The 20,280-nt window shown below is 63.9% G+C and carries 17 protein-coding genes; 12 read left to right on the top strand and 5 right to left on the bottom strand.

The annotated features are described in order from the left end of the window. Nucleotides 1–101 precede the first annotated feature (101 nt). Genes rsmA through IFT76_RS20260 form a run of 4 tightly spaced genes read right to left on the bottom strand, consistent with a single transcriptional unit; the run spans nucleotide 102 to nucleotide 5,950 of the window. Nucleotides 102–908 carry a 16S rRNA (adenine(1518)-N(6)/adenine(1519)-N(6))-dimethyltransferase RsmA gene (rsmA, locus tag IFT76_RS20275; protein ID WP_192060038.1) on the bottom strand — a complete coding sequence of 269 codons (807 nt, stop codon included), beginning with the start codon at nucleotides 906–908 and terminating at the stop codon, nucleotides 102–104. Next, nucleotides 908–1,894 carry a 4-hydroxythreonine-4-phosphate dehydrogenase PdxA gene (gene pdxA / locus IFT76_RS20270; protein WP_192060036.1) on the bottom strand — a complete coding sequence of 329 codons (987 nt, stop codon included), beginning with the start codon at nucleotides 1,892–1,894 and terminating at the stop codon, nucleotides 908–910. Before pdxA ends, rsmA begins: the two co-directional genes overlap by 1 nt. Further along, nucleotides 1,891–3,207 (bottom strand): peptidylprolyl isomerase SurA, encoded by a 1,317-nt coding sequence (surA, locus tag IFT76_RS20265; RefSeq protein WP_192060034.1) that lies wholly within the window; start codon nucleotides 3,205–3,207, stop codon nucleotides 1,891–1,893. Before surA ends, pdxA begins: the two co-directional genes overlap by 4 nt. Continuing rightward, entirely contained in the window at nucleotides 3,188–5,950 is a 2,763-nt protein-coding gene (locus IFT76_RS20260; RefSeq protein ID WP_192050884.1) for an LPS-assembly protein LptD, read from the bottom strand. Before IFT76_RS20260 ends, surA begins: the two co-directional genes overlap by 20 nt. A 130-nt stretch (nucleotides 5,951–6,080) precedes the next feature. On the opposite strand from IFT76_RS20260, the gene IFT76_RS20255 reads away from it, so the two are divergent. From IFT76_RS20255 to IFT76_RS20245, 3 genes are read left to right on the top strand one after another with little or no spacing between them, the layout of a single operon-like run. Then, complete coding sequence (locus tag IFT76_RS20255) at nucleotides 6,081–7,094, top strand: aminoglycoside phosphotransferase family protein (RefSeq protein ID WP_192060032.1); 1,014 nt, start codon at nucleotides 6,081–6,083, stop codon at nucleotides 7,092–7,094. Further along, nucleotides 7,091–7,750: an N-acetylmuramate alpha-1-phosphate uridylyltransferase MurU gene (murU, locus tag IFT76_RS20250; RefSeq protein ID WP_192060031.1), complete on the top strand. Its 660-nt coding sequence runs from the start codon at nucleotides 7,091–7,093 to the stop codon at nucleotides 7,748–7,750. The genes IFT76_RS20255 and murU overlap by 4 nt, the downstream gene beginning before the upstream one ends. Nucleotide 7,751: 1 nt before the next feature. Further along, on the top strand, nucleotides 7,752–8,519 hold the full coding sequence (locus IFT76_RS20245) for a DnaJ domain-containing protein (protein ID WP_192060029.1): 768 nt from the start codon (nucleotides 7,752–7,754) through the stop codon (nucleotides 8,517–8,519). Nucleotides 8,520–8,550: 31 nt separating this feature from the next. Here IFT76_RS20245 and IFT76_RS20240 read toward each other — a convergent pair whose 3' ends face one another. Beyond that, nucleotides 8,551–9,495: an alpha/beta hydrolase family protein gene (locus tag IFT76_RS20240; RefSeq protein WP_192060027.1), complete on the bottom strand. Its 945-nt coding sequence runs from the start codon at nucleotides 9,493–9,495 to the stop codon at nucleotides 8,551–8,553. Between the two features lie 169 nt (nucleotides 9,496–9,664). On the opposite strand from IFT76_RS20240, the gene IFT76_RS20235 reads away from it, so the two are divergent. The 9 genes from IFT76_RS20235 (at nucleotide 9,665) to trpE (ending at nucleotide 20,280) form a co-directional block, all read left to right on the top strand. Further along, on the top strand, nucleotides 9,665–11,662 hold the full coding sequence (locus IFT76_RS20235) for a sensor histidine kinase (protein WP_192060025.1): 1,998 nt from the start codon (nucleotides 9,665–9,667) through the stop codon (nucleotides 11,660–11,662). Nucleotides 11,663–11,697: 35 nt separating this feature from the next. Then, nucleotides 11,698–12,327 carry a response regulator gene (locus tag IFT76_RS20230; protein WP_185795322.1) on the top strand — a complete coding sequence of 210 codons (630 nt, stop codon included), beginning with the start codon at nucleotides 11,698–11,700 and terminating at the stop codon, nucleotides 12,325–12,327. A 201-nt stretch (nucleotides 12,328–12,528) separates the two neighbouring features. Further along, nucleotides 12,529–13,644: an ABC transporter ATP-binding protein gene (locus IFT76_RS20225; protein WP_192056440.1), complete on the top strand. Its 1,116-nt coding sequence runs from the start codon at nucleotides 12,529–12,531 to the stop codon at nucleotides 13,642–13,644. A 96-nt stretch (nucleotides 13,645–13,740) separates the two neighbouring features. Beyond that, nucleotides 13,741–14,775, top strand: a complete 1,035-nt coding sequence (locus IFT76_RS20220; RefSeq protein ID WP_122477167.1) for an ABC transporter substrate-binding protein — start codon at nucleotides 13,741–13,743, stop codon at nucleotides 14,773–14,775. A gap of 78 nt (nucleotides 14,776–14,853) precedes the next feature. Further along, nucleotides 14,854–16,101: an ABC transporter permease gene (locus IFT76_RS20215; RefSeq protein ID WP_122477205.1), complete on the top strand. Its 1,248-nt coding sequence runs from the start codon at nucleotides 14,854–14,856 to the stop codon at nucleotides 16,099–16,101. Between the two features lie 11 nt (nucleotides 16,102–16,112). After that, on the top strand, nucleotides 16,113–16,940 hold the full coding sequence (locus IFT76_RS20210) for an ABC transporter permease (protein ID WP_122795540.1): 828 nt from the start codon (nucleotides 16,113–16,115) through the stop codon (nucleotides 16,938–16,940). Nucleotides 16,941–17,252: 312 nt separating this feature from the next. Next, nucleotides 17,253–17,927, top strand: a complete 675-nt coding sequence (gene rpe, locus IFT76_RS20205) for a ribulose-phosphate 3-epimerase (protein WP_122477170.1) — start codon at nucleotides 17,253–17,255, stop codon at nucleotides 17,925–17,927. Next, nucleotides 17,924–18,742 (top strand): phosphoglycolate phosphatase, encoded by an 819-nt coding sequence (locus IFT76_RS20200; RefSeq protein ID WP_185795321.1) that lies wholly within the window; start codon nucleotides 17,924–17,926, stop codon nucleotides 18,740–18,742. Before rpe ends, IFT76_RS20200 begins: the two co-directional genes overlap by 4 nt. 59 nt (nucleotides 18,743–18,801) lie before the next feature. Then, the gene (trpE, locus tag IFT76_RS20195; RefSeq protein ID WP_192060023.1) at nucleotides 18,802–20,280 is read left to right on the top strand and encodes an anthranilate synthase component I; all 1,479 of its coding nucleotides are present in this window, start codon (nucleotides 18,802–18,804) and stop codon (nucleotides 20,278–20,280) included.

Genomic DNA, 20,280 nt, shown 5'->3' with positions numbered 1-20,280 from the left:
GCCTTGAAAACGAGAGCTAATGTAGCCGGCGTTGGCCGGTTCAGGGTCAGTCCGGGGCAACGCGGTGGCCTGTGGACCAATCGCTTGGTCCAGGTTAGAGGTCAGAGCGGGTCGCTTCGTTCGGCGAGTTGATCAGCCAGGCGCACGAAAGCCGCCAAGTCGAGCTGTTCGGGCCGCAGGCTGCCGTCGACGCCGGCCGCTTCGATCGCCTCGACGGGCAGCAGCGCCTTGAGCGTGTTGCGCAAGGTCTTGCGCCGCTGGTTGAAGGCTTCGCGCACCACTCGCTCGAGCAGGCGGTGATCCTTGGCAGGGTGGGGCAGGGTGGTGTGAGGTACCAGGCGCACGATGGCCGAATCGACCTTGGGCGGCGGATTGAACGCGCCCGGCCCGACGTTGAACAGGTGCTCGACGCGGCAGTGGTACTGGACCATGATCGACAGTCGTCCCCAGTCGCCGCCGCCAGGGCCTGCAGCCATGCGCTCGACCACTTCCTTCTGCAGCATGAAATGCATGTCGCGGATCAGGTGGGCGTTGTGCAGCAGGTGGAAGATCAGTGGGGTGGAGATGTTGTACGGCAGGTTGCCGACCACGCGCAGGGTGCCAGCCTCGGCGCCCAGGCTGGTGAAGTCGAACTTCAATGCATCGCCCTGGTGCAGGCGGAAATTGCCCTGGCCGGCGAATTGCTGATTGAGGATCGGCACCAGGTCCTTGTCCAGTTCCACCACGTCCAGTTGCGCACCGCTGCCCAGCAGGCCTTCGGTAAGGGCGCCCTGGCCCGGCCCGATTTCCAGCAGGTGTTCACCGGGCTTGGCGTGGATGGAGCGCAGGATACGGTCGATCACGCCGGCATCGTGGAGAAAGTTCTGGCCAAAGCGCTTGCGCGCCCGGTGTTGGTAGTGCTCGGTCATTAAAATGTCTCGGCCATTCGATAGGCGGTGTCGAGGGCGACGCGCAGGCTGCCGGTATCGACCTTGCCGGTTCCGGCCAGGTCCAGGGCGGTGCCGTGGTCCACGGAGGTGCGGATGATCGGCAACCCCAGGGTCACGTTGACCGCGGCGCCAAAGCCTTTGTACTTGAGTACGGGCAGGCCTTGGTCGTGATACATCGCCAGCACCGCATCGCAATGCTGCAGGTATTTGGGAGTGAAGAGCGTATCGGCGGGCAGCGGCCCGCGCAGATCCATGCCTTCGGCGCGCAGACGCTCCAGGGTAGGCTCGATGATGTCGATTTCCTCGCGGCCCAGGTGGCCGCTCTCGCCGGCATGGGGGTTCAGACCGCAGACCAGGATGCGCGGTCGGGTCAGGCCGAACTTGCCCTGCAGGTCGGCGTGCAGAATGCGCGTGACCCGCTCCAGGCGCTCGACGGTGATCGCATCGGCCACCTCGCGCAGGGGCAGGTGAGTGGTCACCAGTGCGACGCGCAGATCGCCGGTTGCAAGCATCATCACCACCTGTTCGGTAGCGGTGAGGTCGGCGAGGAATTCAGTGTGTCCGGAGAACGCGATGCCACCGTCGTTGATCACACCCTTGTGCACCGGCGCGGTGATCATGCCCGCGAACAGTCCGTCGAGGCAGCCCTGCGCTGCACGCGTCAGGGTGTGCAGCACGAACGCGGCGTTGGCGGTATTCAGCTGGCCGGTGAGTACCGGCGCGCCCAGAGGCGTGTCCCAGACGTACAGGCTGCCCGCTGGCGCAGGCTGGTCGGGGAGGGCGTCGGCATCGACTTCCAGCAGGCTGACGGCCAGCCCCAGCTGCGCGGCCCGCTTGGCGAGCAGGTCACGGCTGGTGATGGCGATCAGGGGGTGAGGCTGGGGTTGCGCGGCCAGCAGCAGGCACAGGTCTGGACCTATGCCCGCCGGCTCACCGGGCGTCAACGCGAAACGCTTGGGGGTCACTGCGCAGCCTGGTCGGCGCCAGGCAGCTTGATTTCGACGTAGGCTTCGTCGCGGATCTGGCGCATCCAGGTCTGCAGCTCTTCGTCATACTTGCGGTTGCGCAACACGGTCATTGCCTGCTGGTCGCGGGCCTGCTCGGTGTTGTCGGTCGCACGGCGCCCCAGCACCTGCAGCACATGCCAGCCGAACTGGGTCTGGAACGGACGCGAAACCGTTTCCACCGGCGTCGACGCCATGGTTTCGCGGAACTCGGGCACCAGCGACTGAGGGTTGACCCAGTTCAGATCGCCGCCGTTGAGCGCCGAACCCGGATCTTCCGAGAAATTCTTCGCCAAGGTAGCGAAGTCTTCGCCGTTTTCGATGCGTTCGTACAGCTTGCGTGCCAGTTCTTCGGTCTGGGCCGGGCTGCGAATCTCGCTCGGCTTGAGCAGAATGTGACGTACGTGCACTTCGTCAACGGTCTGGGTGGCGCCACCGCGCTTGTCCAGCACCTTGAGGATGATGAAGCCTACGGGCGTGCGCACTGGCTGGGTGACATCGCCGACCGGCATGCTGCTGAGCATGCGATCGAACGGTGCCGGCAGCTGAGCAGGCTTGCGCCAGCCCATGTCGCCGCCTTCCAGGGCGTTCTCGCTCGACGAGCTGGCAATCGCCAACTTGTTGAAGTCGGCACCCTGCTTGAGCTGGCGATAGATGTCCTGGGCCTTGCTCGCCGCTGCCTGGATAGCCGCCGAGCTGGCGCTTTCCGGGACCTGGATCTGGATGTTGGCCAGGTGCAGTTCTTCGGACAGCTGCATCTTGCCCAGGTCCGAGGCGAGGAAGTTCTTCACTTCCTGCTCGGATACCTGGATGCGCTCGGCCACGCGACGCTGGCGTACGCGGCTGATGATCATCTCGCGCTTCACCTGCTCGCGCGCATCGTCATACGACAGGCCGTCATGCGCCAGTGCGGCACGGAACTGCTCGGTCGACATGTTGTTGCGCTGGGCAATGGTGGCGATGGCGCCGTTGAGTTCTTCGTCGGTAATGCGAATGCCGGAACGTTCGCCGATCTGCAGCTGCAGATTCTCGACGATCAGGCGTTCCAGCACCTGCTGTTGCAGGACGCTCGCCGCAGGTACGCCACCGCCACGCTTGGCGATGGTTTGCTGCACTTCCTTGACGCGCTGGTCGAGCTGGCTTTGCATGACCACGTCGTTGTCGACGATGGCCACGACGCGGTCCAGCTGTTGCACCGCGGCGTGCGCCGTGGTGCCCAGCAGCATGGCGCCCAGCACGACTGGGCGCAGCAGATCACATAGCTTGGTCTTCACGTTCACGATAACCTTGAATGCCCTTGTCGAGGAAACCCTCGACCTTATTGCCTACCACGCCACCGAGGCCCTTCAGCACGATTTGCAGGAAGATGCCGTGGTCGCCTTTTTCGTTCTGCGGGGCGGCCTGGCTGTACTCGTCGTAGTCAACCCAGTAGCGGTTGATCAGACGCATCTTCCAGCAGCAGTTGTCGTATTCGAAACCACCAAAGGCTTCCAGCGTGCGATTGCGGTTGTAGTCGAACTGCCAGCGGCTGATGACGCTCCACTGCGGCACGATCGGCCACATGACCGAGAAGTCATGCTGCTGGATCTTGTAGTAGTCCTTCACGTAGTTCGGATCACCCGGCTGACCGTAGTCGCCACCGAAGGTCCAGCGACCGGTCGCCGAATCGTAGTGCACGGTGTCGTCGCGGTAGCGGTAGCCCAGGTTGACCACCTTGTTCGGGTTGTCTTCAGGCTGGTAGTGGAACATCGCGCTGCCCGAACGGGTGCTGCGGCTGTCCGGATCCCAGTTGAAGTCCGAGCTGAAGCGCCAGTCGCGGTTGAAGCGATATTCGTATTCCAGGGCGTACGGCGAAACGTTGGCCTGGGCATCGTCGCGCGTCTTGAAATCGACGCCCGGCAGTTGCACTTCACGATCCTTGAAGTACACGGCCTGGCCGACGGCCACGCGCTGACGCTCGAAACCGTTCTCCTCGATCCAGCGGCTGGTCACGCCCAGCGACAGCTTGTTCTCGTCGCCCACGCGGTCGGAACCGGTGAAGCGGTTTTCGCGGAACAGCGAGCCATAGCTGAAGGTGGTTTCCGACGTGTCGAACACTGGAATGTCGGTCTGGTCTTCCTCGGGAACATAGAGGTAGAACAGGCGCGGTTCCAGGGTCTGGCGGAAGTTGGTGCCGAACATCTGGGTGTCGCGGTCGAAGTACAGGCCGCTGTCGATGCTGGCGATCGGTACGCCGCGGTTCTGCGAACTGCTGAAGCGCTCGTCGGCCAGCAGGCTGTTCTTGCCCTGGCTGTCCAGATCCAGATCGTACTGGGTGTACATGTACTTGAGCGACGGACGCACGAAGCCCCAGTTCCAGTTCAGCGGCAGCGACACGCCCGGCTCCAGGTTCAGGCGGTTGCCGTTGGCACGCGCCAGGCCCTGAACGTTGTTGTCGATGCGGCGCTCGCCGAAACCGTCTTCGTTGATGAAGGTGCCGGTGCGCAGATCACGCTCGAAACGCACGATCTCGCTGTTGTAGGTGAAGTCCAGGCCGCCCGGATGGTAAGGCAGCGCACCGTTGAAGGTGATCTGCGGCATGCGGTTGTACGGGGTGATGTCGGCCACGGTCGCCAGCTTGTACGCCTGGGCGTTCAAGCGTGCGGTGTAGTTGTCACCGCGATAGGTCAGGGCACCCTGCTGGTTGATCCAGTCGGTGCGCTCGACGCCGATCTGGTCCGACTGCAGGTCCTGGAAGTAGTACGGATCGCTGATGTCGGTGTAGTCGACTTCAGTGGTCAGGCGCGAATCCAGGCCGCCCTTGTGCTGCCAGTTGACCATCCAGCGGGTCTTGTCGTAGTCGGACTGCTGGCTGCGATCGTCGTTTTCGTCGTTCAGGTACGCGCCGCCGAACTGGCCTTCGCTGGTCTTGGTCAGGTAGCGGAACTCGCCTTCCATCATCAAGCCACGCTTGGCCATGTAGCGCGGGTACAACGTGGCGTCGTAGTTCGGCGCCAGGTTGAAGTAGTACGGGGCAACCAGGGTGAAGCCGCTGTCGCTGTCGCTGGCGAAGGACGGTGGCAGGAAGCCGGACTGGCGACGGTCGTCGATCGGGAAGTAGATATACGGCGTGTACAGCACCGGAATATCCTTCACGCGAAGGGTGACGTTGGTCGCGGTGCCGAAGCCGGTGGCCGGGTTCAGCGTGATGTTGTTGCCCTTGAGTTGCCAGGCGTTGCTGTCCGGCTCGCAGGTGGTATAGGTACCGTCCTTGAGGCGGATGATCGCGTTCTCGGCGCGCTTGGCGTACAGCGCATTGCCGCGGATGCGCGACTTGTGCAGCACGTATTCGGCGTTGTCGACCTGGGCTTCACCGGTGTCGAGCTGGATCTGGGCGTGGTCGCCCACGACCAGCGCGCCGTTGTCGCGCAGCTTGACGTTGCCGTTGAGCTCGCCGCGGTTCTCGGCCTGGTGCAGGCTGGCCTCGTCGGCCTCGATCTGCATGCTGCCCTGGCGCATCACGACGTCACCGGCCAGCGAGGCGATCTGCTCCTCGGTCTGGTAGCGCGAAGCCTTGGCGCCGATGAAGGTCGGTGCCTCGCTCTTCGGGGTGTTGTCGTTCATGCCCGGACGCACCGGCTCGATGTACGCACCGGAGCAGTACGGCCCGGTCTCGGCCAGTTGGGCGGCGGTCAGCTTGCTGCGCGGCACCCAGTCGAGATGGCTGTAGTCGGGGCTGCGCGAGCTCAGGCCACGGCCCTTGCTCTGCGTGACCGCAACCGGCCCGACGGTTTTCTCTTCGCGTGAAGAGGCACCGCTGCCGCCGCTCGCCACTGCCGCGCCGTCGTGCACGGGGCGCGGCGGCAACTGCGCGGCGTTGGCCTTGGGGTTGCAGTCCCAGGCACCAGCAGCGGAGACTTGGCAGTCGAATTGCTCTGCAGCAAAAACGAACGGGGTGGCCATGGGTTGCATCACCAGCAAACCGCCAGTGACCAGCAACGGAAATTTTTTACGAAACGCGGGGGATTTCAATGCCATCTTATTAGTCCGGGCTTCCTGCGTGCCATCTTGCCCGCGGGGGGGCCGCACGCCTCTCGATGGTCTGAAAAAGATGCTGGATAATAAAGCATGACCCGCTTGACGGCTAGCGCCGTCGGAGACCCTTGCAATGCCTGATCAAGATGTACGCCTGCAACACCTCAAAACATGGCTCGACGAGCAGCTGGAGAAGCTCTTCCAGGCTCGCCAATGGGGCGCCGTACCCCCGGCCACGTTGACCGCGGCCAGTAGCGATGCAAGTTTTCGCCGATACTTTCGCTGGCAGGGCCAGGGTCGCAGTTTTATCGTCATGGATGCGCCGCCGCCCCAGGAAAACTGCGCGCCGTTCGTGAAAATCGACGAACTGCTGGCGAGCGCCGGCCTCAATGTGCCGCAGATTCATGCCCAGGACCTCGAGCGCGGCTTCCTGTTGTTGAGCGATCTGGGCCACCAGACCTACCTGGACGTGATCGATGCGGACAACGCCGACGCGCTGTTTGCCGATGCCATCGACGCGCTGCTGGCACTGCAGAAACTGCCGGCCAGCGGTGACCTGCCCAGCTACGACGTTGCGCTGTTGCAGCGCGAGCTCGAGCTGTTTCCGCAATGGTATGTCGGCAAGGCTTTGGGCAAGCAGCTCGACGCCGAGCAATCGGCAGCCTGGCAACGGGTGTGCACGCGCCTGATCGACAGCGCCCTGGCGCAGCCCAAGGTGCTGGTGCATCGCGACTACATGCCGCGCAACCTCATGCGCAGCGAGCCTAATCCGGGTGTGCTGGACTTTCAGGATGCGGTCTACGGCCCGGTCACCTACGACATCACCTGCCTGTTCAAGGACGCCTTCCTCAGCTGGCCCGAAGCGCGTGTGCAGGCGTGGCTGCAGCGCTACTGGGAACAGGCGGGCGAGCAGGGCGTGCCGGTGCAGCTGGACTTCGCCGAGTTCTGCCGTGCCAGTGATCTGATGGGCGTGCAGCGTCATCTGAAAGTGATCGGCATTTTTGCCCGTATCTGCCATCGTGATGGCAAACCCCGTTATCTGGCCGACGCGCCGCGTTTCTTCTCTTATATAGAGACGGTGCTCGCGCGGCGCCCCGAGCTGGCTGAACTGGGTGAACTGTTCAAGAGCCTTGGAGTGTCCTCATGAAAGCCATGATCCTGGCGGCAGGCAAAGGCGAGCGCATGCGCCCGCTGACCCTGACCACGCCCAAGCCGTTGCTGGCCGCCGGCGGCAAGCGGTTGATCGAGTATCACCTGCTGGCCCTGGCCCGGGCCGGCTTTGCCGAGGTGGTGATCAATCACGCCTGGCTGGGCCAGCAGATCGAAGACTACCTGGGCGAAGGTGCTCGCTACGAGGTGGCCATCGAGTATTCCCGCGAAACCGAGCCGCTGGAAACCGGCGGTGGCATTCGCCACGCGTTGCCATTGCTCGGCGATGCACCGTTCGTGGTGGTCAACGGCGACATCTGGACCGACTACGACTTCAGTCGGTTGCGCGGTCCGTTGGCGGGCCACGCGCATCTGGTGCTGGTCGACAACCCGGCTCATCACCCCGAAGGCGACTTCAGCCTGGTCGAAGGCCAGGTGCGCGACCAGCCTGGCCTGACCTACAGCGGTATTGCCGTGCTCCATCCCGATCTGTTCGACGGCCATGGCGAGCCAGCCTTCAAGCTCGCACCGCTGTTGCGCCGCGCAATGGACGTTGGGCAGGTCACCGGCGAGCACTATCAGGGCCAGTGGATCGACGTCGGCACTGCGCAACGCCTGACCGAACTCGACCGCCTGCTGGCCGAGCGAGGTTGATATGTTGTGGCCCGGAACGGTAGTCGGCGCGGCGGCAGGTTATGCCCTCGCCAGCATTCCAGGGGCGCTGCTGGGCATAGTGCTCGGCCAGGCGCTGGATCGACACCTCAGGTTGCAGACCTGGAGTGAATTGGTAGATAGGCTCAAGGGCAAATCGGTGCTGCGTGACGAGCAACTGCTGTTCGTCCTGCTGGGGCGAGTGGCCAAGGCCGAAGGCCAGGTGCTGGCGGTGCATATCCAGCAGGCGCGGCGGGAAATGCGCTCTTTGAACCTCAACGAACAGGCGCGAAAACGGGCCATCGTTGCGTTCAATCGCGGCAAGGCGGGAGGCGATCAGCTGCGCAGTCACCTGCTGCGCCTCAAGCACCAACCCAACTCCGCCGAAGGCATGCTGCGTGCCTGTTGGCGGATGGTCTGGGCCGATGGCCAGGCCGGTACCGCCGAGCGCGAACTGGTAGTCAGCTGGGGCAAATGGCTGGGCTGGTCCTCGGCACGGGTGCAGGGGCTGGGGCAGGATTACGAGCCGCGTCACAGGCCGGTGACCAAGCGAGGCGGGGCCTTCGAAGAAGCGCTGCGCCTGTTGGGGGTTTCGTCGACCACCGAGCCCGACCAGATCAAGCGTGCCTATCGGCGTCTGCTCAGCCGCCACCATCCCGACAAACTGGTGGGCGGTGGTGCCACACCGGCGCAGATTCGCGAGGCCACCGACCGTACGCGCGAGCTGCACAACGCCTACAGCCTGATCCGCGAGCGCCTGGACCTGCGCTGATGCGCAGGCCCGGCATCAACCGCGCAGTGGCTTACTGCGCATTCAAGGCACCCTTGACCCGCCGGAACAGCTGCTCGGCCTGCGCGGCCTTGTCCGGCAGCGACTTGAGCGAAACCTGCGAGTACACCGCCCCTTTCTGCCGCTTGCTGGCCTGCAAACGCCGTTGCGCGGCGTCAGCCGCTGCTTGACGATCGCTGTAGAAGACATCCGTGGTGGGCACCTTGAGCAGCGCGGCCAGTTCGTCGATCTGCTGTGGCGCATTGTCCGGTGTGCGGGTATCCACCAACACCAGCTTCTGCACGTGCGCCGGCTGCCGTTCGGCCATGTAGCGGGTCGCCCAGTAAGCGCCGCTGCCATGCCCCAAGAGCACGATCCTGCGTGAGTTGTGTTGCTGGGCGAAAGCGATGCCGGCTTCGATGCGGGCAAAGATCCGCTCGGCATCCACCTGCATCGGGTCTTGCAGCTGCACCTCGGTGCTGGCCGTATCGGCGTCCTGAGCCGTGGCTTTTTCCACCCCGGCGCCGGCGTCCGGTGGCGTCGCCTGGGTGTCGGTGGTCACCGGCAATGGCGGTTTCTCGTTTGGCCTGGCCGAAGGCATCTGGCTGACCAGGTCCGGCAGGCTCAGGCTCAGGGTGTTGAACGCCGCATCCGGCAACTTGCGCCGCAACGGCCCCACGCCCTGAGGCCAGTCCGCCGTTTCCCCGGCCCCTGGCACGATGATCACCGTACCCTGCGCATCGGCGGTATTGGCCGGACGCCACAACGACAGGAACTCGTCGCTGCCGGCCTGCAATTGTTGCTGCTCGCTGGCGGGCAACTGACGTTCCAGTGCCTGGGCATCCTCGACGCTGCGCTCCGCCAGAGGCTGGCGGACTTCGGCCGTCTCCTTGGCTGGCGCGGCCTCTTGGGCCACTGCAACACCGTGCAGGGGCACCAGCAATGCCAGGCAAACGGCTCTCAACTGAACAACTTTCATCGGTACTTCCCGCCCAAATGAATGACTCGCTTGTTCGATACCGGGCCGAGTGCATGCTGCCATCGATGCAACCTGACAGGCGATCCTTTTCTCGCGGATAATCCCGACACCGGTCGATATTCAAAGCCTATAGCTTAGTGCCATCCACGCAAAGGTCGTTCATACCGATATGTACCCACTGCTGCGTCGCCTTTCACTGCTGGGCGGATTGTGCCTGCCGTTGCTCGTCCATGGCGCCGCCGCCGTGCCCGCCGTGAAGCTGCCGCTCGACGCTGCGCAGATCCAGTGGCTGGATGAGCATCGCACCTTGCGCGTCGGGCTGGTACTGCAGCAACCCTATGCGCAACTGGACCGTCGCCTGGGCCAGTTGTCCGGCGTCAACGTCGACCTGATGAACTGGCTGGCCAAGGCCATGCAGGTGGAGCTGATCTGGCGCAACTACGCCGACCAGCCGGCGCTGGAACAGGGTTTGCGCGCAGGCGAGGTGGACCTGGCGCCCGGTCTTGCGCAAACCCCTGCCGGATTGAAACTGTGGCAGTTTTCCGATCCCTACCTGCGCGTGCCGCAGTTGTTGGTAGGCGAGCGCAATGGCGAAGTCGCCATCGATCTCGAGACGCTTTCGGCCAATGACCGGGTCGCCGTGCGCATGCCAGGGGCGGTTGCCGACTATTTGCGCAACACCTACAGCCACCTCAATCTGCAAGGTGTGCCGCTGGAACGGCAGGCCCTGCAATTACTGCTTAGCCAGCAGGCACGTTATGCGGTGGTGGACGAGGCGCAGTTGGGCCGGCTGTCCCGCGAGGCCGAGTTCGACGAGCTGGTGGTGGTCGGCGACATAGGTTATCCACAGTTGCTGCGCGTGGCGACGCGGCGCGACTGGCCGCAGTTGGCGCATATCGTCACCGTGGCCTTGGAGTCCCTGCCCGCCAAGGACCTGGAGCGGCTGCACGAGCGGTGGTTGCAGCCACAGTACCCGCGCCTGAGCGAATCCCGAGGGTTCTGGCAGAACCTGTGCCTGCTGCTGGTGCTGATCGCCGTGGCCATCATCGCACTGCTGGTCTGGCAGCGCCGCCAGGTCCACGCGCTGGAACGGCAACTGCTGGCGGCTCGGGAAGACATTGCCCTGCGCGCGGCGAGCGAGGAAGCCCTGCGGGTCAACCAGTTCTCCATCGAGCAAAGCACGGTCGGCATACTCTGGGTGAACTGGGACAGCCATGTGCGCTACGCCAACCGCGCTGCCGAGCGCATGCTCGGCTACGGCACCGGCGCGGTGGTGGACAAGCCCCTGGCCGACTTCGAACCGGGCCTGAGCATGGACCGCTGGCTGAACCTGTGGCGGCTGGCCAGGGCCAGCGAACACACTGCGCAAACCTTCGAAACCCACTGCGTACGCGCCGACGGCAGCGTCCTGCCCACCGATGTCTCGCTGAGCTTCCTGCGCTTTCGCGAAGCCGAATATTTGGTGGTCTACCTCACCGATGTGACCGAGCGGCGGCGGGCGCTGGCTGCCCTGCAGCACAGCGAGGCGCAACTGCGCGAGCTGTCGGCGCACCTGGAAACCGTGCGCGAGGAAGAAAAGGCGCGCATTGCCCGAGAAGTGCACGACGAACTGGGGCAGATCCTCACGGTACTGAAACTGGAAACCTCGATGTGCGAACTGGCCTACGCCGACCTCGATAGCGGGCTTCAGGAACGCCTCAACAGCATGAAGCGCTTGATTGCCCAGCTGTTCCAGCAGGTGCGCGACGTGGCCACCGCCTTGCGCCCGCCGATACTGGATGCCGGTATTGCCTCAGCCATCGAGTGGCAGGCGCATCGCTTCGAGGAGCGCACCCAGATTCCCTGCCTGGTCAGCGTTCCGGAACAGTTGCCGCCCCTGGACGACGCCAAGGCCGTGGGCCTCTTTCGCCTTCTGCAAGAGGCGCTGACCAATGTCATTCGCCACGCCCAGGCGCATACTGTGCAAATCGAGCTCAGCCAGGAAGGCAACGACCTGCGTCTGTCGATCACCGACGATGGCTGCGGCTTCGAACCTGCCCAAGTGAGCTCGCTGTCGTTCGGCCTGGTGGGCATGCGCGAGCGCGTACTGATGCTCGGTGGCCGGCTTGAACTGAGCAGTCTGCTGGGTGAGGGCACTGCCCTGACGGTTACCGTGCCGTTGAACTGAGCGCACCGTTGAATTGATTGCTGGAGGGTGACCCGTTGATCCGAGTGCTGGTGGCCGAAGACCACACCATCGTGCGTGAAGGCATCAAGCAATTGATCGCCCTGGCCAAGGACCTGGTGGTGGCAGGGGAGGCCGGCAATGGCGAGCAGTTGCTCGAGATCTTGCGCGTCACCCCTTGCGACGTGGTCCTGCTGGACATCTCCATGCCGGGCGTCAATGGCCTGGAGGCCATTCCACGGATCCGCGCGCTGCCCCATCCGCCGGCCATTCTGGTGTTGTCCATGCACGACGAGGCGCAGATGGCCGCGCGTGCATTGAAAGTCGGCGCGGCCGGTTATGCCACCAAGGACAGCGACCCGGCGCTGCTGCTGACCGCTATCCGTCGAGTCGCCGCGGGCGGGCGCTACATCGACCCGGCCCTGGCCGACCGCATGGTCTTCGAGGTCGGGCTCACCGATGCCCGGCCGCGGCATGCCCTGCTGTCGGAGCGCGAGTTCTCGGTGTTCGAACGCCTGGCTCGCGGCGCCAACGTCAACGACATTGCCCAGCAGTTGGCCCTGAGCAGCAAAACCATCAGCACCCACAAGGCGCGCCTGATGCACAAGCTCAATGTGGCGTCGCTGGCCGACCTGGTGAAGTACGCGATGGAGCACAAGCTGGTCTGAAAACGACAGTGGCACCCGGGGTTCTGCCACGCAGCCGCTCTGGCACTTCTCGCCCATGCTCAGGGGCGACAGGCCTGTAGGGCAATCCCTACCCCGAATCTTCCAACTACCCCATGGCAATCTCTCCCAGCCCCCGATTTGCAAGGGTTGCGGCCTTCTCTAGGCTTGACCCCACGGCAGTCATTCAACAAAGGTGTGGGTATGAGCGAGGCAAGCGCAAGTACGGACGAGATACTGGTCAGCTTCCGTGGCGTGCAGAAAAGCTATGACGGTGAAAACCTCATCGTCAAGGACCTCAACCTGGACATCCGCAAGGGCGAGTTCCTTACGCTCCTCGGCCCCTCCGGCTCCGGCAAGACCACCAGCCTGATGATGCTGGCAGGCTTCGAAACCCCCACGGCGGGGGAAATCCAGCTGTCCGGACGCTCGATCAACCACGTGCCGCCGCACAAGCGTGACATCGGCATGGTGTTCCAGAACTACGCCCTGTTTCCGCACATGACCGTGGCGGAAAACCTGGCCTTCCCCCTGTCCGTGCGCGGCCTGAGCAAGACCGACATCAGCGAGCGGGTCAAGCGGGTGCTCGGCATGGTCCAGCTCGATGCCTTTGCCCACCGCTATCCGGCGCAGCTGTCCGGCGGGCAGCAACAGCGTGTGGCCCTGGCCCGCGCCTTGGTTTTCGAGCCGCAACTGGTGCTCATGGACGAACCGCTGGGCGCCCTGGACAAACAGCTGCGCGAGCACATGCAGATGGAGATCAAGCACCTGCACCAGCGCCTGGGCGTCACCGTGGTGTACGTGACCCACGATCAGGGCGAGGCGCTGACCATGTCCGACCGCGTGGCCGTGTTCCATCAGGGCGAGATCCAGCAGATCGCCCCACCCCGCGCCCTCTACGAGGAGCCGAAGAACACCTTCGTCGCCAACTTCATCGGCGAAAACAACCGCATCAACGGACGTCTGCTCAGCCGCGAGGGCGAGCGTTGCATCGTCGAACTGCCACGGGGTGAAAAAATCGCGGCGCTGGCGATCAATGTCGGCCAGATAGGCGCACCGGTGACCTTGTCGATTCGGCCCGAACGGGTTCGCCTGAACGGCCACAGCGGCGAGTGCATCAACCGCTTCTCGGGGCGAGTCGCCGAATTCATCTACCTGGGCGATCACGTACGGGTGCGCCTGGAGGTGTGCGGCAAGACCGATTTCTTCGTCAAGCAGCCCATCGCCCAGCTCGACCCCGCATTGGCCGTGGGCGACGTGGTGCCCTTGGGCTGGCCCCTGGAACACGCCCGCGCGCTGGACCCGCTGTTGGATCAATGAGGGCTTCACCGCTGAAGTCGCTGCAACCGTACCAAAACGATCAGAGGCGAACCATCGCCCCGCGCTTGACCCACCTGCACTTGGAGAGACGATTAAATGCTCAAGCACTTGAAATTGACCGGGCTGACGCTCGGCCTGTTCTGGGCCGGCCAGGCGTTGGCCGCTACCGACCTGACCGTGGTGTCTTTCGGCGGGGCCAACAAGGCCGCGCAGGTCAAGGCGTTCTACGAACCGTGGGAAAAGGCCGGCTCCGGCAAGATCGTCGCCGGTGAGTACAACGGCGAGATGGCCAAGGTCAAGGCCATGGTCGATACCAAGAGCGTGTCCTGGGACCTGGTGGAGGTGGAATCGCCCGAGCTGTCCCGCGGCTGCGACGAGGGCATGTTCGAAGAGCTCGATCCGGCGCTGTTCGGCAAGCAGGAAGACTTCGTCAAGGGTGCCATCCAGCCCTGCGGTGTAGGTTTCTTCGTCTGGTCCACAGTGCTGGCCTACAACGCCGACAAACTCAAGACTGCGCCCACCGGTTGGACCGATTTCTGGAACACCAAGGAATTCCCGGGCAAGCGTGGCTTGCGCAAGGGTGCCAAGTACACCCTGGAATTCGCCCTGATGGCCGACGGCGTAGCGCCCAAGGACGTGTATTCGGTGCTCGCCACCAAGGCCGGCCAGGACCGCGCCTTTAAGAAACTCGATGAACTCAAGCCCAGCATCCAGTGGTGGGAGGCCGGTGCCCAGCCGCCGCAGTACCTGGCCTCCGGCGACGTGGTCATGAGCTCGGCCTACAACGGGCGCATCGCGGCCGTGCAGAAAGAGAGCAACCTGAAAGTGGTCTGGAACGGCGGCATCTACGACTTCGATGCCTGGGCCATTCCCAAGGGGGCGAAGAATGTCGAAGCCGCCAAGAAATTCATCGCCTGGTCGGTCGCGCCGCAGCAGCAGAAAACCTACTCGGAAAACATCGCCTACGGCCCGGCCAATACCCAGGCCGTGCCGCTGCTGAACAAGGACATTCTCAAGGACATGCCGACCACGCCGGAAAACATCGTCAATCAGGTGCAGATCGACGTGAGCTTCTGGGCCGACAACGGCGAGCAACTGGAACAGCGCTTCAATGCCTGGGCGGCCAAGTAACACGCGTCGCGGCAACGCTGTCATGGGCGCGCCTGCCGGGCGCGCCTTTTTAGACCTGAATGATTCGCGGAGTTGACCATGGCCGTCGCAGTGCCTCTCAAACAGGACGCCAGCCTCACCTTGAAACAGCGGCTGTCCCGGGCCGAACGGCGCAACCGCTGGAAAGCCCAGGCGTTGATTGCGCCGCTGGTGCTGTTCCTGCTGCTGGTGTTTCTGGTGCCCATCGCCGCGCTCCTGTACAAAAGCGTCGGCAACCCCGAAGTGGTCGAAGGCATGCCGCGCACCGTGGCGGCCGTGACCGCGTGGGACGGGAAGGGCCTGCCCGACGAACCGGTGTACCGGTCACTGGCCGAGGACCTCGCCGAGTCGCGCAAGAATCAAAGCCTGGGCGATCTGTCCAAGCGTCTGAACATGGAGCTGGCCGGCTACCGCAGCCTGCTGGCGAAAACCGCTCGTGCCCTGCCGTTCAAGACCGAACCGGCCTCCTACAAAGAGGCGCTGCAGGCACTCGACGAGCGCTGGGGTGACCCGGCCTACTGGCAGGCGATCCGCCGCAACACCAGTACCCTCACACCGTTCTACCTACTGGCGGCGGTCGATCACCGCATCGACGACCTCGGCGAGGTGGCGCCCGCCACGCCGGACCAGGCCATCTACCTGGACATCTTCGCCCGCACGTTCTGGATGGGGCTGGTGATCACCGCCATCTGCCTGGCGCTGGCCTATCCCTTGGCCTATCTGCTGGCCAACCTGCCGACCCGGCAGAGCAATCTGCTGATGATCCTGGTGCTGCTGCCGTTCTGGACGTCCATCCTGGTGCGCGTCGCCGCCTGGATCGTGCTGCTGCAATCGGGCGGTCTGATCAACAGCGCACTGATGGCCATGGGCATCATCGATAAACCGCTGGAGCTGGTGTTCAACCGCGCCGGGGTCTACATCTCCATGGTGCACATCCTGCTGCCGTTCATGATCCTGCCCATCTACAGCGTGATGAAAGGCATCTCGCCCACTTACATGCGTGCGGCCATTTCCCTGGGTTGCCATCCGTTCGCCAGCTTCTGGCGGGTGTACTTCCCGCAGACCTACGCCGGGGTTGGCGCCGGCTGCCTGCTGGTGTTCATCCTGGCCATCGGCTATTACATCACTCCGGCGCTGCTGGGCAGCCCCAACGACCAGATGGTCAGCTACTTCGTGGCCTTCTACACCAACACCAGCATCAACTGGGGAATGGCGACCGCGCTGGGCGGCCTGCTGCTTCTGGCCACCGTGGTGTTGTACCTGATCTATAGCTGGCTGGTCGGCGCCAGCCGCCTGCGCCTGAGCTGAGGAACACTGACATGACGAGCCCTTACCTGTCGCCCATCGAACGCCTGTGGTTCTACACCCTGCGCATCCTGTGCGGTTTGATTCTGCTGTTCCTGATCCTGCCGGTACTGGTGATCATTCCGCTGTCGTTCAACTCCGGCAGCTTTCTGGTGTATCCCCTGCAGGGCTTTTCGCTGCACTGGTACCAGGATTTCTTCGGTTCGGCAGAGTGGATGCGCGCGCTGCGCAACAGCGTGATCATCGCCCCGGCCGCCACGGTCGTCGCGATGATCTTCGGTACCCTGGCAGCAATCGGTCTGACCCGCGGCGACTTCCCTGGCAAGTCCCTGGTGATGGCCTTGGTCATTTCGCCGATGGTGGTACCGGTGGTGATCATCGGCGTGGCCAGTTATCTGTTCTTCGCGCCGCTGGGGATGGGCAACAGCTTTCTCTCGCTGATCGTGGTGCACGCGGTGCTGGGTGTACCGTTCGTGATCATCACGGTGTCGGCGACGTTGCAGGGTTTCAACCACAACCTGGTACGGGCGGCGGCCAGCCTTGGCGCTTCGCCGCTGACCACGTTCCGTCGGGTGACCCTGCCGCTGATTGCACCGGGGGTGATTTCCGGCGCGCTGTTCGCCTTCGCCACCTCGTTCGATGAAGTGGTGGTGACCCTGTTCCTGGCCGGGCCGGAGCAGGCCACCTTGCCTCGGCAGATGTTCAGCGGCATCCGCGAGAACCTCAGCCCGACCATCGCCGCCGCGGCCACCCTGCTGATCGTCTTCTCGGTGTTGCTGCTGCTGGTACTGGAATGGCTGCGCGGCCGCGGCGAAAAGCTGCGCACCGCCGCCGTCCATTAACGCACCCGATGAGCACTCCTCACATCCCGTAGGAGCGGTCATCGGCCGCGAAAGGCCCACCCCGTTGTCCCAGGCAAACCGCGTCGTCCTTTTCGCGGCCACAGACCGCTCCTACGACAACCGGACAAAGACCATGCGATGTCGTCCAGCCCGGTAAAGGCCTCCGTAGGAGCGGTCATCGGCCGCGAAAGGCTCACCCTGGTGTCCCTGACAAACCACAGCGAATCCTGATCTGCTCCAGCGCAATTCGCCCGCTCATGCCGCCTGAGCTACAATGCGCGCCACTGTGATTCCAGCCTGAATAGGTGCGCCATGCAGCCCTTCGCAATTGCCCCGTCCATCCTCTCCGCGGACTTCGCCCGCCTGGGCGAAGAAGTCGATAACGTACTCGCCGCTGGCGCCGATATCGTCCACTTCGACGTGATGGACAACCACTATGTCCCCAACCTCACCATCGGTCCGATGGTGTGTGCGGCGCTGCGCAAATACGGCGTCAGCGCGCCCATCGATGTGCACCTGATGGTCAGCCCGGTCGACCGCATCATCGGCGACTTCATCGAGGCAGGTGCCAGCTACATCACCTTCCACCCCGAGGCGACCCAGCACATCGACCGCTCGCTGCAATTGATCCGCGAGGGCGGCTGCAAGGCCGGTCTGGTATTCAACCCGGCCACACCGCTAAACCTGCTCGAATACGTCATGGACAAGGTCGACATGATCCTCCTGATGAGCGTCAACCCCGGCTTCGGCGGCCAGAAGTTCATTCCCGGTACGCTGAACAAGCTGCGCGAAGCCCGCGCCCTGATCGACGCCAGCGGCCGCGATATCCGCCTGGAGATCGACGGTGGCGTCAACGTCGCCAACATCCGCGAGATCGCCGCAGCCGGGGCCGACACTTTCGTTGCCGGCTCGGCCATCTTCAACGCGCCGGACTACCGGCATGTGATCGAGCAAATGCGCACGGAATTGACGCTGGCTCGTTCATGAGTGCCATGGAGCGGCTGTTTCCCGGCGGCCTGCCACGGCTGGTGATGTTCGACCTGGACGGCACGCTGGTGGACTCCGTACCCGATCTGGCCGCCGCCGTCGACACCATGCTGGCCCAGCTGGGTCGCGCGCCGGCGGGGCTCGAAGCTGTCCGCGAATGGGTTGGCAACGGTGCCCGCGTGCTGGTTCGCCGGGCGCTCGCGGGTGGCCTCGAGCACCAGCACGTGGGCGAGGCGGAAACCGCGCACGCCCTCGAGCTTTTCTCGGCGGCCTATGCGTCCAGCCATGCCTTGACCCAGGTCTACCCAGGCGTGCACGAAACACTGAAATGGCTGCACAAGAAACGCGTGAAGATGGCGCTGATCACCAACAAGCCGGAGCGCTTCGTCGCCCCCTTGCTGGACCAGATGGGCCTGGGCCGCTATTTCAAGTGGATCATTGGCGGCGACACGCTGCCCCAGCAGAAGCCCGATCCGGCTGCCCTGTTTTTCGTCATGAAAATGGCCAAGGTCAAGGCGCAGCATTCCTTGTTTGTCGGCGATTCACGCAGCGACGTGCAGGCGGCCAAGGCTGCCGGCGTGACCTGTATTGCGCTCAGCTACGGCTACAATCACGGGCGTCCGATCGCCGAGGAATCACCGGCGCTGGTGATCGACGATCTGCGCGCGCTGATGCCTGGTTGCTTCGATCCGGCCACTGGGATAACGTTGGCCAACGGCAACTCCCCCGCTCATAGAGATTCCATCGTGGTGGTCACTCGCAAACTCTGGATGAAAGTCATCAAGGCCCTGGCCCGCTGGCGTTGGCGCGCCTGACTTTTCCGTTCCAATGTTTGCCCACAGACCGTTCGACCCCTCCATCACGAGGCTGAATCATGACCCGCGAAGACTTCCTGCGCCTGGCTGCCGAAGGCTACAACCGCATTCCGATGGCCCACGAAACCCTGGCCGACTTCGACACCCCCCTGTCCATCTACCTGAAGCTGGCCGACCAGCCCAATTCCTATCTGCTGGAATCTGTGCAGGGCGGCGAGAAGTGGGGCCGTTACTCGATCATCGGCCTGCCGTGCCGCACCGTCCTGCGCGTCCATGGCTACCACGCCAGCGTGACCTGCGACGGCGTCGAAATCGAAGCATGCGAAGTCGAAGACCCGTTGGCCTTCGTCGAAGCTTTCAAGGCACGCTACAACGTGCCGAGCATTGCCGGTCTGCCACGCTTCAACGGTGGCCTGGTCGGTTACTTCGGCTACGACTGCGTGCGCTACGTTGAAAAACGCCTGGGCCCGTGCCCCAACCCCGATCCGCTGGGGGTTCCGGACATCCTGCTGATGGTGTCCGACGCCGTGGTGGTGTTCGACAACCTGGCGGGCAAGATGCACGCCATCGTCCTCGCCGATCCGGCCCAGGCCGACGCCTACGAACAGGCCCGCAGCCAGCTCGAAACCTTGATGGAGCGACTGCGCCAGCCCATCGCTCCGCGCCGCGGTCTGGATTTCAACCGTCCGCAGGCCAGCGATCCGGTGTTTCGTTCAAGTTTCACCCAGTCCGACTACGAAGGCGCCGTCGACACCATCAAGGAGTACATCCTGGCGGGCGATGTCATGCAGGTGGTGCCGTCGCAGCGCATGTCCATCGACTTCAAGGCCGCGCCGATCGACCTGTACCGCGCACTGCGCTGCTTCAACCCGACGCCCTACATGTACTTTTTCAATTTCGGCGACTTCCATGTGGTCGGCAGCTCACCCGAAGTACTGGTGCGTGTCGAGGACGACCTGATCACCGTACGCCCGATTGCCGGAACGCGCCCACGTGGTGCTACCGAAGAAGCCGACCATGCGCTTGAAGTCGACCTGCTGTCCGACGACAAGGAGATCGCCGAGCACTTGATGTTGATCGACCTGGGCCGCAACGACGTGGGCCGGGTATCGGAAGTCGGCTCGGTGAAGCTGACCGAAAAGATGGTCATCGAGCGTTACTCCAACGTGATGCACATCGTGTCCAACGTGACCGGCCACCTCAAGCAGGGCCTGACCGCGATGGACGCCCTGCGCGCCATTCTGCCGGCGGGCACCTTGTCCGGCGCGCCGAAGATCCGCGCCATGGAAATCATCGACGAGCTGGAGCCGGTCAAGCGCGGTGTCTACGGCGGCGCGGTCGGCTACTTCGCCTGGAACGGCAACATGGACACCGCGATCGCCATTCGTACCGCGGTCATCAAGAACGGTGAGCTGCACGTGCAGGCCGGCGGCGGCATCGTCGCCGACTCGGTGCCTGCGCTGGAATGGGAAGAGACGCTGAACAAGCGTCGCGCCATGTTCAAGGCCGTGGCCCTGGCCGAGCAGTCGCCAGACTGA

It is taken from the genome of Pseudomonas sp. CFBP 13727, assembly GCF_014841915.1.
GTDB classification, from domain to species: domain Bacteria; phylum Pseudomonadota; class Gammaproteobacteria; order Pseudomonadales; family Pseudomonadaceae; genus Aquipseudomonas; species Aquipseudomonas baltica.
The sequence above is the reverse complement of the archived record's forward strand: the minus strand, read 5'-3'. Positions and strand labels throughout refer to the sequence as shown.

Coding starts and splice junctions, on each gene's coding strand:
- rsmA (WP_192060038.1), bottom strand. CDS start 908: ATGACCGAGCACTACCAACACCGGGCGCGCAAGCGCTTTGGCCAGAAC.
- IFT76_RS20260 (WP_192050884.1), bottom strand. CDS start 5,950: ATGGCATTGAAATCCCCCGCGTTTCGTAAAAAATTTCCGTTGCTGGTC.
- IFT76_RS20255 (WP_192060032.1), top strand. CDS start 6,081: ATGCCTGATCAAGATGTACGCCTGCAACACCTCAAAACATGGCTCGAC.
- murU (WP_192060031.1), top strand. CDS start 7,091: ATGAAAGCCATGATCCTGGCGGCAGGCAAAGGCGAGCGCATGCGCCCG.
- IFT76_RS20245 (WP_192060029.1), top strand. CDS start 7,752: ATGTTGTGGCCCGGAACGGTAGTCGGCGCGGCGGCAGGTTATGCCCTC.
- IFT76_RS20240 (WP_192060027.1), bottom strand. CDS start 9,495: ATGAAAGTTGTTCAGTTGAGAGCCGTTTGCCTGGCATTGCTGGTGCCC.
- IFT76_RS20235 (WP_192060025.1), top strand. CDS start 9,665: ATGTACCCACTGCTGCGTCGCCTTTCACTGCTGGGCGGATTGTGCCTG.
- IFT76_RS20225 (WP_192056440.1), top strand. CDS start 12,529: ATGAGCGAGGCAAGCGCAAGTACGGACGAGATACTGGTCAGCTTCCGT.
- IFT76_RS20220 (WP_122477167.1), top strand. CDS start 13,741: ATGCTCAAGCACTTGAAATTGACCGGGCTGACGCTCGGCCTGTTCTGG.
- IFT76_RS20215 (WP_122477205.1), top strand. CDS start 14,854: ATGGCCGTCGCAGTGCCTCTCAAACAGGACGCCAGCCTCACCTTGAAA.
- IFT76_RS20210 (WP_122795540.1), top strand. CDS start 16,113: ATGACGAGCCCTTACCTGTCGCCCATCGAACGCCTGTGGTTCTACACC.
- rpe (WP_122477170.1), top strand. CDS start 17,253: ATGCAGCCCTTCGCAATTGCCCCGTCCATCCTCTCCGCGGACTTCGCC.
- IFT76_RS20200 (WP_185795321.1), top strand. CDS start 17,924: ATGAGTGCCATGGAGCGGCTGTTTCCCGGCGGCCTGCCACGGCTGGTG.
- trpE (WP_192060023.1), top strand. CDS start 18,802: ATGACCCGCGAAGACTTCCTGCGCCTGGCTGCCGAAGGCTACAACCGC.